This window comes from Robiginitalea insularis, assembly GCF_052497835.1.
On record NZ_CP199296.1, the window covers coordinates 831,523 to 844,943 of the forward strand.

8 protein-coding genes and 1 tRNA gene are annotated in these 13,421 nt (G+C 46.7%); 3 read left to right on the forward strand and 6 right to left on the reverse strand.

Annotated features, from left to right (window positions below; translation table 11 throughout):
• Positions 1 to 13: 13 nt before the first annotated feature.
• Entirely contained in the window at positions 14 to 1,408 is a 1,395-nt protein-coding gene (locus ACT6NV_RS03775) for a cytochrome c3 family protein (protein ID WP_445385939.1), read from the reverse strand.
• 322 nt (positions 1,409 to 1,730) lie between these two features.
• Here ACT6NV_RS03775 and ACT6NV_RS03780 point away from each other — a divergent pair, with 322 nt between their 5' ends.
• The gene (locus ACT6NV_RS03780; protein ID WP_445385940.1) at positions 1,731 to 2,102 is read left to right on the forward strand and encodes an SPOR domain-containing protein; all 372 of its coding nucleotides are present in this window, start codon (positions 1,731 to 1,733) and stop codon (positions 2,100 to 2,102) included.
• A 79-nt stretch (positions 2,103 to 2,181) separates the two neighbouring features.
• On the opposite strand, the gene infB is transcribed toward ACT6NV_RS03780, so the two are convergent.
• Genes infB through rimP form a run of 3 tightly spaced genes read right to left on the reverse strand, consistent with a single transcriptional unit; the run spans position 2,182 to position 6,599 of the window.
• Positions 2,182 to 4,836, reverse strand: a complete 2,655-nt coding sequence (infB, locus tag ACT6NV_RS03785; protein ID WP_445385941.1) for a translation initiation factor IF-2 — start codon at positions 4,834 to 4,836, stop codon at positions 2,182 to 2,184.
• Positions 4,837 to 4,880: 44 nt separating this feature from the next.
• Positions 4,881 to 6,113 (reverse strand): transcription termination factor NusA, encoded by a 1,233-nt coding sequence (gene nusA / locus ACT6NV_RS03790; RefSeq protein ID WP_445383150.1) that lies wholly within the window; start codon positions 6,111 to 6,113, stop codon positions 4,881 to 4,883.
• A 12-nt stretch (positions 6,114 to 6,125) separates the two neighbouring features.
• Entirely contained in the window at positions 6,126 to 6,599 is a 474-nt protein-coding gene (rimP, locus tag ACT6NV_RS03795) for a ribosome assembly cofactor RimP (protein ID WP_445385942.1), read from the reverse strand.
• Positions 6,600 to 6,788: 189 nt separating this feature from the next.
• Here rimP and ACT6NV_RS03800 point away from each other — a divergent pair, with 189 nt between their 5' ends.
• Positions 6,789 to 8,138, forward strand: a complete 1,350-nt coding sequence (locus tag ACT6NV_RS03800; protein WP_445385943.1) for a cation:proton antiporter domain-containing protein — start codon at positions 6,789 to 6,791, stop codon at positions 8,136 to 8,138.
• A gap of 184 nt (positions 8,139 to 8,322) precedes the next feature.
• Here the strand turns inward: ACT6NV_RS03800 and ACT6NV_RS03805 are convergent, their stop codons facing one another.
• Positions 8,323 to 9,579, reverse strand: a complete 1,257-nt coding sequence (locus ACT6NV_RS03805; protein WP_445385944.1) for a S8 family serine peptidase — start codon at positions 9,577 to 9,579, stop codon at positions 8,323 to 8,325.
• Positions 9,580 to 9,830: 251 nt separating this feature from the next.
• Positions 9,831 to 9,902 (reverse strand) — tRNA-Gln (locus tag ACT6NV_RS03810).
• Between the two features lie 170 nt (positions 9,903 to 10,072).
• On the opposite strand from ACT6NV_RS03810, the gene ACT6NV_RS03815 reads away from it, so the two are divergent.
• On the forward strand, positions 10,073 to 13,396 hold the full coding sequence (locus ACT6NV_RS03815) for a protein O-mannosyl-transferase family (protein ID WP_445385945.1): 3,324 nt from the start codon (positions 10,073 to 10,075) through the stop codon (positions 13,394 to 13,396).
• Positions 13,397 to 13,421 lie beyond the last annotated feature (25 nt).

Consider the following 13,421-nt stretch of genomic DNA (forward strand, 5'->3'; position numbering starts at 1 on the left):
TATCTCCTTATGATTAATAATGACACTTGCCACATTCCAGACCACCCATCTGGGCTGCAGTCACTTTATCCACTCCGTATTTCTTGGCAAGCTCTTCATGAATTTGCTCGTAGTACTCGTTGCCTTCCATCTGTACGTTGGTCTCACGGTGGCAATTGATACACCATCCCATTGTCAGCGGGGAGTACTGGTACATGATTTCCATTTCTTCAACCGGACCGTGACAGGTCTGGCATTCAATCTGCCCTACCGTTACGTGCTGGGAGTGATTGAAGTAGGCGAAGTCAGGCAGATTGTGGATTCGGACCCACTCAACAGGTTGTGTCTCCCCTGTGTATTGCTGGTTTTCTTCATCCCAGCCCACGGCCTTGTACAATTTCTTGATCTCTCCCGTATAAAATTCATTGGTATACCCGTTTGCCAGATCTTCAGCTGAAGGAGGCGTACCATCTCCTTTGTATTCGTAGATGGATTTGTGACAGTTCATACAGACATTTAGGGATGGAATCCCTGAATGCTTGGATACACGGGCCGAAGAGTGGCAATATTTACACTCTATCTTGTTCACTCCTGCATGGATTCTGTGGGAGTAATGGATCGGCTGTATGGGTGCATATCCCTGATCTACCCCTACCTGCATCATCCACCCGTAAGCAAAATAAGCAGACCCAAGCAGAAAGAATATAGCAGTAACCAGCACTAAAAATTGATTTTGCGCAAAGGCTTTCCAGATCGGTGTGCGTTTTTCGGCTTTGGCCTTTTCCATAACCACCCCGTTGGCTTCTGCAATTCTCCTGAGCGTTTTGTTCACAAGAATCAGCATCATTACCAGCAAGGCAAAAACCAGAGCAAGCGCCCCTAAGATCAATTCATTGGAAACCCCTCCCGACGCGGCCTGAGCTTCCCCTGCTGCCGGAGCAGCCACTGCTGCTGCCGGAGCCGGAGGCGGTTCTTCGGTATACGCCAGGATATCGTTGATATCCTGATTGGAGAGGGTCGGAAAGGCGGTCATGGCCGCCTGGTTGTATTCGTTGTAAATTTTATTTGCGTAAGCGTCGCCAGAACTGATCATTCCAGGACTGTTCTTGATCCAGGAATAGATCCATTCACAATCCAAACCTTCCTCTTCTATCAGACGGGATGCCACATTGGCCAGGGCAGGGCCTGTCATTTTTCGGTTCAAATTGTGGCAGGCAGCACAATTCTGGTTAAACAATTGCTTTCCTTTTTCCGGGTCTCCCGGACCACAAGGCCCCTCATCACCACTGGCTGCAACGGCCTCAGTATCCGCTGCCGCCTGGGCAGCTGCCTCGTCCTGAGCCGAAAGTGCGGGTGAAAAAAGTAGGGAAACTACTAGGGAAAAACCAAAAATCGCTGTCAACGGATGGCGGTTGGAAACCTTTTTCATGTGTTGCTGTTCAATATTTTCCTTAGCCCCGACGATGCTGTATTCATGCTGGCACGTTTTGTGCTTTCAAACATTTGAATGACCGTCTGTTAAGGCTTTTTGTTTGGTTTGGCCAGACAAAATTCAGGTAATATCCCACTGATTTTACCAGGATTTTGCAGGGTTCAAATTGTCGTCAAAAATACGACATAGACTTTATTTTGGAAATCTTAAAGGTTTTATAATTTATAATTTATAATAATTCTAAATAATGCTAATTTTATCTCTCAAATACCGTAAATCAAGTACCTTTGATGGCTTAATCCGATCAATGATACGCCCTATGAAAAATGCAATGATCATCCTGGCATGTCTGGTTTTCAGCCTTTCCAAATTACATGCACAGACCGGACAGGTTTCCATAGAACAGGATCCCAAAATAGATAAACTTATGGATATTTATAAAAAAGGGGTATCCAGTTCCACCTACTTCACCATTCAGATTGGTTTTGGAAATTACGAGTTGGCCGAAAACCTGAAGGCTGAGGCTTCTGATGAATTTCCGCAATGGAGGGCAAAAATTGTTTTTGATTCACCCACATATAGGGTTCAGCTGGGGCGATTCAAAACAAGGCTGGAGGCAGAAAAGCAATATCAGGAAGTTCGTAAAAAGTATCCCGGGGCACTTATTTTGCGGCCCGGAACAGAAAATTAAAAGGTAAAGCAACTAACTAAAAAAAGCCCGGGAGCAGCTTGCTTCCGGGCTTTTTTCTATTATACTTCTGTTATCTCAATTAGAGCGTCTTTTTTACTGCGACTTCCTGGAAGGCTTCCACAATGTCTCCTTCTTTGATGTCGTTGTAATTTTTGATCTGAAGGCCACAGTCATATCCTTTGGAAACTTCTTTGACGTCGTCTTTAAAACGCTTTAAGGAAGACAGTTCCCCGGTGAAGATAACAACTCCATCCCGTATCAGACGGATATTGGAGTTTCTGTAAACCTTACCGCTGGTTACCATACACCCGGCAATCGTTCCGATCTTGGAAATCTTGAAGGTCTCGCGGATCTCAGCCGTTCCGGTTATCTCCTCCTTAATTTCCGGCGAAAGCATTCCCTCCATGGCGTCTTTCAGGTCATTTATAGCGTCATAGATAATCGAGTAGAGTCGGATATCTATTTCTTCTTTGTCTGCCAGTTCACGTGCGTTCCCCATAGGCCTTACATTAAAGCCGATTACGATCGCATCCGAAGCTGAGGCCAGTAGCACATCAGATTCCGTGATGGCGCCAACACCTTTATGGATAATATTTACCTGTATCTCATCCGTAGAAAGTTTCTGGAAAGAATCCGACAGCGCTTCCACAGATCCGTCCACATCCCCTTTAAGGATTATGTTCAGTTCTTTAAAGTCACCCAGCGCAATTCGTCTTCCGATTTCATCCAGGGTGATATGTCTTTGTGTACGTACAGATTGCTCCCTTAACAACTGGCTGCGCTTGGCAGCTATTTGTTTGGCCTCCCGTTCATCTTCCAGGACGTTAAATTTATCCCCGGCCTGAGGAGCTCCGTCCAGTCCCAATATGGAGATTGGAGTAGAAGGTCCGGCCTTTTTTACATTTTTCCCGCGCTCATCCTGCATGGCTTTGACTTTTCCACTGCAGGTTCCTGCCAGCACATAATCACCGATGGTCAGGGTTCCCCCCTGTACCAATACCGTAGAAACATACCCTCTTCCTTTGTCAAGAAATGCCTCAACTACCGTTCCACTGGCAAGTTTATCCGGGTTGGCCTTTAGTTCCAGTAATTCTGCTTCAAGCAATACTTTTTCAAGTAATTCCTTAACGCCTGCTCCGGTTTTTGCCGAAATGTCATGGGATTGAATTTTACCACCCCAATCTTCGACCAGTAAGTTCATATTGGCCAGCCCCTCCTTGATTTTATCCGGATTAGCTGTTGGGCGGTCTATTTTATTTATCGCAAAGACGATTGGTACTCCCGCTGCCTGTGCATGGCTGATCGCCTCCTTGGTTTGGGGCATGATGTCGTCATCTGCCGCGATTACGATAATCGCAATATCCGTAACCTGAGCACCCCTTGCCCGCATTGCGGTAAAGGCCTCGTGGCCCGGGGTATCCAGGAAAGTAATACGCTGGCCATTATTGAGGGTTACCCCATACGCACCTATGTGCTGGGTAATACCCCCGCTTTCTCCAGCGATTACATTTTCATTCCTTATATGATCCAGAAGGGATGTTTTCCCGTGATCCACGTGCCCCATAACAGTTACAATAGGGGCTCTTGGTTTCAGATCTTCAGGAGCATCATCCTCCTCTTCTATGGTTTCCTCAATGTCCGCAGTAACGAATTCCACTTCATATCCGAATTCATCGGCTACTATAGACAGGGTTTCAGCATCCAGCCGCTGGTTCATGGTTACCATGATCCCCAGGGACATACAGGCCGAAATGATACTGGTGGTCGGAATATCCATCATGGCAGCCACCTCTCCTACGGTAACAAATTCAGTTACCTTCAGGGTTTTGCTATCCAGTTCCTGCTGCTCGAGGTCTTTTTCGGTTTGCTGACGGTGCTGGTCCCGCTTGTCTCGACGGTACTTGGCTCCTTTGCCTTTTTTGGATTTACCCTGCAATTTTTCCAGGGTTTCCCTTACCTGCTTCTGAACTTCTTCTTCGGTAGGCTCTACTTTAGCTGTTGCAGCTCCCTGACCTCTGCGACCCGTTCCTCTGGAACGTCCACCCGGGGAATCTGCCTTGCTTACAATTCGTTTACGCCGGCGTTTGCGATCATCCCCTGAAGAACTCTTTTCCTCTTTCTTCTTTTTGGGCTTTTCAAATTTGGACAGGTCTATTTTATCGGTAATCTTTGGCCCGCTAAGCTTCTGGTACTGGGTTTCTATAGTATCAGGCTTTTCCTTTTCCTTTTCCTTTTCCTCCTTGGCAACTTCCTTCGGCGCTTCTTCTTTGGGCTTTTTAACTTCTTTTTCAGGTGCCTTTACCTCAGCTTTCTCCTCTTTTGCGGCAGGTTGTTCCTCAGCTTCTGGCTTAACTTCCTTTTTGGCAGGGGCATCCAGATCTATTTTTCCGACGGTCTTAGGCCCGCTCAGTTCCGCTTTGGCTTTTACAACCTCTTTGGCGGCTGCGCGTTTTTCCCTGGCAAGCCTTCGCTCTTCCTGTTCCTGTTCTAATTGAAGCCGAATGGCTTCTTTTTCCTTACGCTTTTCCTCTCCTACTTCCTTGGAAGCAACCTTTTTGCTCATATCGGTCTGGAACTCATCCAGCAATACCTGGTATACTTCATTGGATATCTTGGTGGTTGGACGTGCATCCACCTGGTGCCCCTGGGACGCCAGATAGTCCACTGCCCTATCCAGTGAAATATTGAGTTCTCTCAAGACTTTGTTAAGCCTTATGGTTGCATTATCTGCCATAAAAAATTCCTTCGTTTTGCGCTATTACGTTGCTAATATATAGCTTAATCTTCAAATTCTTCTTTGAGGATGCGAATCACATCCAAAATCGTCTCTTCTTCCAGATCGGTTCTTTTCACCAGATCCTCAACGTCCTGTTCAAGGACGCTACGGGCCGTATCCAGGCCAATTTTCTTAAACTCTTCAATGATCCAGGCTTCAATCTCATCAGAAAACTCTCTGAGTTCTACGTCTTCCTCCACACCTTCCCTGAAAACATCGATCTCGTATCCCGTTAACTGTCCTGCCAGGCGGATGTTATGCCCGCCTCTTCCGATCGCCTTGGAAACCTCTTCCGGTTTCAGGTAAACCTGCGCCGTCATGTTTTCATCATTGAGTTTTACCTGGGTTACCCGGGCAGGGCTCAGGGCGCGCGTTACCATCAACTGCGGATTATTGGTCCAGTTTATGACATCGATATTCTCATTGCCCAATTCCCTTACAATCCCGTGGATACGGGAACCTTTCATCCCCACACAGGCACCTACCGGATCAATTCTGTCATCATAGGAATCTACGGCAACCTTTGCTTTTTCGCCAGGGATCCGCACGGCCTTTTTAATGGTGATCAGGCCATCAAATACTTCAGGGATTTCCTGATGGAACAACTGCTCAAGGAATACAGGAGAAGTTCTGGACATTATAATAAGGGGTTTGTTGCCTTTTAGCTCAACGCTCTCAATTATTCCTCTGACGTTATCTCCCTTACGGAAAAAGTCGGACGGGATCTGTTTTTCCTTTGGCATAAGGATTTCATTTCCCTCGTCGTCGAGCAGGATGATTGCTTTATGACGGATATGGTGTACTTCCGCCGTATAGATCTCCCCTTCAAGGTCCTTGAATTGCTTGTAAATGGTTGTGTTGTCGTGCTCGTGGATTTTTGCAATCAGGTTCTGACGAAGCGCCAGAATAGCCCGTCGTCCAAGATCTTTCAGTTTCACCTCCTCAGATACATCTTCGCCCACTTCAAAATCCGGCTCAATTTTCCTGGCTTCGCTCAGAGAAATCTCCTCGTTGGGCTCTTCTACCTCCCCATCGGGCACAACAACCCGGTTCCTCCAAATTTCAAGGTCACCTTTGTCCGGGTTAATAATGATATCGAAATTGTCATCCGATCCGAATTTCCGCTTCAAAGCACTTCGGAAGACTTCTTCCAGAATTGCCATCAAGGTTACCCTGTCGATAAATTTATCATCCTTAAATTCCGAGAATGATTCAATTAACGCGAGATTTTCCATTTTACGCTGCCATTAGAATTTTAAAACTACTTTTGCCTGTTCAATTTCCGCAAAGGGGATTTTAGCCTCCTTCTTTACGGTGTGTTTGCCTTTGCCAACCGGCTTTGGCTCTCTTGTCTTCCAGTTCAGGGTTATTCCCGTTTCGCTAGTTGCGGTCAGGGTCCCTTTAACCGTTTTGCCCGCTGTTTGCACCTCCAGCGTTCTTCCGATATGCTTAGGGTATTGCCTGGGCTGTTCCAGTGGCTGGGTTGCCCCTGCCGAACTTACTTCCAGGGAGAAATCATATTGATCCCGGTCCAGTGAATGTTCAATGGCCCTGCTGATGTCCATGCAATCCTGAAGGTTAACCCCTTCGTCCCCGTCAATGATCACCCTTATCGTCTGATCCGGCAGGATGGTTAGCTCTAAAAGGAACAAATTAGGCTTCTCTGCGAATGCATCATCCAGTAATTCCTTAACTTTTTCTTCAAGCTGCGTCCCTGCCATATTGCCTGTCTGCATTTAAATACCGGTAATAAAAGAGGGGACAAATTGTCCCCTCATGAATACCTTCTATTCTTTCAGTGCTGCAAATATACGAACATTTTCGGAAATCCTAAGAATGCTTTTAAAATAAATGTTTTAGTCCATATGCCCATAACAACTTACCTTTAAGGCAAATGCCTAAATCTCCCTATGGAAATTTTCTCGTCCTACAACCTAATTATTGAAGCCTCCCTTATCCTGATCCTCTCTTTCTGGTTTAACGGGCTCTCAAAAAAGACCAATATCCCGTCCGTACTGATGCTTATCGGCCTGGGCGTGATCTTACAGTATGTGGCAAAGTTTTTTGTGAGCAGCCTTCCTGACCTGTTCCCCGCTCTTGAACTCCTCGGAATCGTGGGCCTTATCATGATTGTACTGGAGGCAGCACTGGAACTGGAGCTTCGAAAGGAAAAGACATGGGCTATCCTGAAGTCTTTATTGATAGCCCTGGCCGGTTTAATGCTTTCCGCCTGGGCAGCGGCCTGGATCCTGCACTCGCTTGTTCCGGGCATGAGCCTGAGCGCGGCCTGGTTATATGCAACCCCACTTTCCATCCTTTCCAGTGCAATTATCATCCCGAGTGTAGGAGGCCTCAAAGCTGAAAAAAAAGAATTCCATATCTATGAAAGCACCTTTTCCGACATTGCAGGGATCATACTTTTCTACTATCTGGCCGGTCAGATGAATCCTGCCGAAGCGATAGGCGCGGCTGGTTTTACAGGGAGTATTTTCCTGACTATTGTGGTAGCAGTGATAGCCAGTTATGCCATCATCCTAATTTTCCAGGAAATCAAGAGCCAGGCCAAACAGTTCCTTCTTATTGCTGTTCTCTTGTTGCTGTATGCCATCGGGAAGAAATTACACCTGTCTTCCCTCATCATCATCCTGATATTCGGACTGGTCATCGCCAATATGAAACTGTTTTTCGGGGGGAAATTAAGGAAGTACCTCAAAGTGGAAAGAGCAGATCAAATATATCACGAGTTGCATATAATTACCCTGGAAACCGCATTTGTGGTCCGGACTTTCTTTTTTGTAGTCTTCGGGCTGACCATTGTGCTTTCCTCCCTGTTCAGCCTGAAAGTCTTATTGATAAGCGTTCTGATCCTGGCATCCATTTACGGGATACGCTTTTTGATACTTCGGATTTTCTTTGGTAAAGATATCCTTCCACAGCTATTTGTAGCTCCGCGCGGGCTCATAACCGTATTACTCTTTTATGCAATCCCTTCAGATGCTGTAGTTGCCGGCTTTGAACCGGGTATCCTATTATTTATAATCATCGGAACCAGCCTTATCATGACCTGGGCCATGATTAGGAACAAACAGCAAACAGCGGGTCCGCTGGATGAACTGGACAGGGAGTTTCAGGCACGTGATGTGGCTTATGAAGAGGAACTCCCCAGCCGCGCGGTTGAACTGGATCCAAAATCACCCCTAACCCCAAAAGACCCCGGAGAGAATGAAAGGGATATCAATCCGAACGACCCGGGCTCCTAGCTTTTTTTACGAAAACAAAAAAACCATCTCCTTGCGGGATATAATCTCTTTAGAGGCCATTAAGTTCCCTTAATGAACGTTTTCCGGCAACTAACAGCTAATGCAAAGTTCTGTTGTGGCCTGTCAGAAAAAGGAAAGCCCCTTTTCAGGGGCCTTCACTTATTTATGCTAAATCTTTGTTGTATTAATTAACTCCGATTGGATCCGGACTACCATCGGGGTCTCCGATCACGGTATCAAAGCTGCTAATATTTCCCAGAAGTAAGAGGCCACAGGCGTGTGGCGCTGCCATTGACGTACCACTGATGGTATTGTAACCACCCCCCTTCCAGGTAGATTTGATGGCCATTCCCGGCTCGCAATAATCAACAGGAGGGTTGTTGTAATTGGAAAAAGAAGCCCAGACATCCCCTTCGGACATGGCAGAGATAGTGTAAATATTATTTCCATTGGCAGAGGCCGGGGATTTCGTTCCGGCATTCGTACTTTCATTCCCAGCAGCCAGGGCAAATTTAACCTTTGCAGATGCTGCAATTACTGCATCGTTGACGGCCTGTGAAAAGCCACCGCCCAGGCTCATGTTGGCAACATCACCGGCACTGCCGTTAGCAGCAACATGGTCTACGCCTGCAATCACACCAGAATAGGATCCACTGCCGCGGCTGTCCAGCACCTTAACCGGTATCACCGTGGCTCCGGCGGCAACGCCTACGACGCCTACATTATTATCTATAGCAGCTACCGTACCGGCCACATGGGTTCCGTGCCCATTTCCATCGGCTGAAAGGTCAGCATCCCGGCCTTTGGTAAAGGCATTGAAGCCTCTGGCTACATCTACATTGAGGTCCTCGTGGGTGGCATCGATACCAGAATCAATGATCCAGGCAACATTACTACCGGTATAAGCTACACCCCCGTTAACCCGGGTGATCCCCCATGGGGTTTCCTGGGTGGCGGAGCCTCCGCCATCATTATCTCCACCTCCCGGGCCTTTTCCAGGTGGGGGAGCCAGGGTGAACATTTGGTCCTTTTCGATATAGGCCACTCGCTCATCTGTCGCCAGTTCAGTGGCCTGCTTTTCACTCATGCTAACCGAAACCCCGGTAAGGGTCTTGCTATACACGTGTTCAATGGCCTCTCCTTTCAATTGGAGTCCTCCCAGTATTTTGGTTGCCAAATCCTTCACAGCCGCATTGGCCGCCTTGTAATCATTGCCGTAACGTGCCCCGACATCCCCGGTCAACTTTCGGTTAAATACCACTATATAAGATCCTTCGATGACATAACTACCCTGATTAAAAACAGCGGGGTCTACAGTTTCTTCCAGGACGTTCTGCAGATCAAGAGTTTCATCGTTTTTTAAGGTATCGTTTGTACAGGCAAACAATACCATTCCGGCGCCGGCAAGGACAGCCATGCGCTTAAAAAAAGAGTGCTTCATAATGTTAATGGTCTAAATGTTTTGGCTGAATTTAAGAAAATTTTAAGAATTGCAAAGCGGACGGAATTTTTTTTTCAAGAGTTAATCCAGGCACTATACCTTGCCTGTAAGAAGCAGTCCCCATTATACCGATAGAACTGAATCCGGCATTATTCTGGACTTATACAGAGGGGTAAAAGCCAGGGAATATTTATAAAAGGAAATAATTAATGGAAACAAAAAACCCATCTCCTTGCGGGATGGGTCTTAAGTTGGCCTACTAGGACTCGAACCTAGAATGACTGGACCAAAACCAGTAGTGTTGCCAATTACACCATAGGCCAGTGTTTCTTGAGCGTGCAAATTTAATACAAATGTTGATTTGCACAAACAATTTATATCAGATTTATCGAAACCTCATACGCGTGCGAGGCTGTTAAACGTTTATAAAAAATGCCACAGCTTCTGGGCATTAATTACTAAATTCGCCCCGTACCCGTAAAAGGACCGCTACATGTTAGTAAAGAACTTCGAGAAGATCAACACTCTGATGGGGTGGTTTGTTTTTTTTATTGCCCTTATTACCTATGGTATTACAGTAGAACCTACCGGCAGTTTCTGGGATGCCGGGGAATATATTGCTACCTCTGCCAAACTTCAGGTGGCCCACCCTCCGGGAGCCCCCCTACTTCAGATGATTGGTGCCTTCTTTTCACTGTTTGCCCTGGAAGCCGACCAGGTAGCAAAAATGGTCAACTATGTTTCCGGAGTTTCCGCGGCCTTTACCATTCTGTTCATGTTCTGGACAATTACCAATCTCAGTGGTAAGCTCCTTGGGGCTACAGAGAAACTCAGTAGCGGCAAAGCAATGGCCATACTGGGTGCCGGGCTGGTGGGGTGTCTTACACTCACCTATTCAGATAGTTTCTGGTTCAACGCTGTTGAAACCGAGGTTTACGCCATGGCTAGTTTCATTATGTCTGTCTTGCTCTGGATGGGCCTTAAATGGACAGATAACCTGGACAGCCCCAGGGGAAATCGCTGGCTGGTACTGATCTGTTTTGTTGTAGGCCTGACCTTCGGGATACAATTCATGGGCTTTTTGGCCATCCCATCCATCGGGCTGTTGTATTACTTTAAAAGATATAAGACTACCACCGTTAAAAACTTTCTGTTGGCCAATGTGGCGGTTGTGGCCGTCCTTATCCTCGTATATAAATTCTCTCTCACCTATGTCCTCAAATTATTCGGATGGGGCGAAGTATTCTTTATTAATGAAGTAGGGCTGCCTTTCAATTCCGGGACCATTATTATCGGGATATTGTTTGCTTCCGCTTTTTATTTTGGCCTGCACTATACCCGCCGCAACAATTACAGGAAAGCCAACACCCTGGTCCTTTGTGGTATGTTTTTGTTCCTCGGGTTCTCCTCCTGGCTTATGCTGCCCATTCGTGCCAATGCAAACGTAATCATCAATGAGAATAACCCGGCCGATGCCCGTGCCCTGCTGGCCTATTACAACCGGGAGCAATACCCGGGTACGGATAGTCCGGTTTACGGCGCCTATTACTCCGATCTCTTTGCACCTGCCGGCCCCAACCGGGATGATAAGCCCAAATATGAAAAGGATGAAAAGACAGGGAAATATATTATAGTAAACCACTATAAGGAAGCCCTGCCCGGTCCCAATGAAAAACACATTGGCCTGCTCCCCCGTATGTGGAGCAACCAGCACGCCGAAAATTATATGAAGTATTTTGGCCCGCTTGACTTCAGCCTGAAAAAGAACAATGAAGAGTTGCGCAGAGCCACCTCACAACTTCGGATGGCCCTGGCCAACGGGGAAATTGACGAAGGCCAGTATATCACCTTTTTAAGGCGCTTCGGGGAAGAACTAGAAGTGCATCCACCCTCTGTATGGGATAATGTCCGCTTTATGTTGCAGTTCCAGTTCGGGTACATGTACTGGCGGTACTTTATGTGGAATTTTGTAGGGAAACAGGACGATAAGCAAGGGCGATATAACGGACAGGGCGAATGGCTCAGCGGAATCAAATTTATCGACGCCATCCGCCTGGGGAGTCAGGATAACCTGCCTCAGGACAAACTGGATAACAAAGGGCGCAATACCTACTTCTTTTTGCCGCTGCTGCTGGGGATTATTGGAATAATCTTTCAGATTTCCCGCAACCCTAAACAATTCTGGGTTTTGTTTGTTTTCTTTATGTTCACCGGGATCGCCATTCAATTTTATACCAACCCCTATGTCTTCCAACCCCGGGAAAGGGATTATTCCCTGGTAGGGTCCTTCTATATTTTTTCCATCTGGATAGGGATGGGGGTACTGGGGCTGTACGAAGAATTCAAAAAATGGATCAGCCCCAAAATCTGGGCACCTGTTATCAGCCTGGTTTGCTTATTGGCCGTGCCTACCCTGATGGCATACCAGAACTGGGATGATCACGATCGCTCAGGTCGGTATACGGCCCGCTCCAGTGCCAAAGCTTATCTGGATAGCTGTGTGGAAGATGCCGGAGCCATGTTATTTACCATTGGGGATAACGACACCTTCCCATTGTGGTATGCCCAGGAAATAGAGAAATACAGAACGGATGTACGCGTGATTTGTACCAGCCTTTTTGCGACGGACTGGTATGTAGACCAGATGAAACGAAAGGCCTATGAAAGCGAGCCCATCCCGTCTCAGCTCACTCATAACCTTTATCGTTATGGCAACAGGGATGTTATCTATTATCAGCAAATTACGGAGAACCGCTGGAATATCAAGGATTTTATGAACTGGATCGGGAGTGACCGGCCGGAGACCAAATTCCGTTATTACCTTGAAAAAAATGGCCTGGATATCAATCAGTACCCCGAAAGCACGCTGGACCTTGTTTATTATCCCACCAATAAGATAAGGGTGCCGGTCAATAAGGAAAATGTATTGAAATACGGGATTGTAAAGCCCAAAGACTCTGCCCTTATAGTAGATTACATCGATATAGACCTCCCTAGCGCTATGGCCAAAAACCGGATTTTGATGCTCGATATCCTTGCAAACAATGACTGGAAGCGTCCTATTTATTTCTCCGGGGGTAGTTTTGATGATGCAGAATACTTATGGATGAAAGATTACCTGCAACTGGAAGGGCTTGCTTATAAACTGGTACCTATAAAAACCCAAAACCGCTCCGCCTTTGAGCTGGGTCGCATCGATACCGATCGCATGTATGAGGTGGTTATGAATTGGGAATGGGGCAATTCCGGAAGTTCTGAAATTTATCACGACACTCAAACCCGCTCACAGGGTCTTTCCTTCAGGAGTAACCTTGCGCGGCTCATGGAAGCCCTTATCGCCGAGAACAAAATTGAAAAGGCTAAAAATGTCATTGAATTGGCAATGACCCACCTGCCCGTTAAATATTTTGAATTCTACACCTTCGTGGAACCCTTTATGGAAGGCTATTACCAGGTGGGGGAAACGGAAAAGGCGCGGGAGTTGTTCAATCAGCTCAAAGGCATCTATCTGGACCGCCTGGATTATTATGCAGGCATTCCACTGGACGAGCAATACGACAATATTGAAGAAATCCTGGGGGATATGGAAGCCTACAGGCGTATTATCGATATCCTAATAGAAAATGACCAGAGGGACCTGGCCGAAAAGGAAACCCTTATTTTTAATGAGCAACTGGATCGTTTCCAGTTTACCGAAAACCCCCTGGAAGAAAGCCTGCCCGAGATTCCGGAAGTAACAGAGCCCGATCCGGATTTGCCAGACAGTACTATGGTACCGGACAGCACCTCACTGCAGGATACGGTTGTGGAAAATTAATTTTGGGATTGGGAAGCTAAAGCAA

What these genes read in the sequence shown, in the direction of transcription:
- nusA (WP_445383150.1), bottom strand. Translation starts at nt 6,113, where the DNA reads ATGGAAAATCTCGCGTTAATTGAATCATTCTCGGAATTTAAGGATGAT.
- ACT6NV_RS03800 (WP_445385943.1), top strand. Translation starts at nt 6,789, where the DNA reads ATGGAAATTTTCTCGTCCTACAACCTAATTATTGAAGCCTCCCTTATC.
- ACT6NV_RS03775 (WP_445385939.1), bottom strand. Translation starts at nt 1,408, where the DNA reads ATGAAAAAGGTTTCCAACCGCCATCCGTTGACAGCGATTTTTGGTTTT.
- ACT6NV_RS03815 (WP_445385945.1), top strand. Translation starts at nt 10,073, where the DNA reads ATGTTAGTAAAGAACTTCGAGAAGATCAACACTCTGATGGGGTGGTTT.
- ACT6NV_RS03780 (WP_445385940.1), top strand. Translation starts at nt 1,731, where the DNA reads ATGAAAAATGCAATGATCATCCTGGCATGTCTGGTTTTCAGCCTTTCC.
- rimP (WP_445385942.1), bottom strand. Translation starts at nt 6,599, where the DNA reads ATGGCAGGGACGCAGCTTGAAGAAAAAGTTAAGGAATTACTGGATGAT.
- infB (WP_445385941.1), bottom strand. Translation starts at nt 4,836, where the DNA reads ATGGCAGATAATGCAACCATAAGGCTTAACAAAGTCTTGAGAGAACTC.
- ACT6NV_RS03805 (WP_445385944.1), bottom strand. Translation starts at nt 9,579, where the DNA reads ATGAAGCACTCTTTTTTTAAGCGCATGGCTGTCCTTGCCGGCGCCGGA.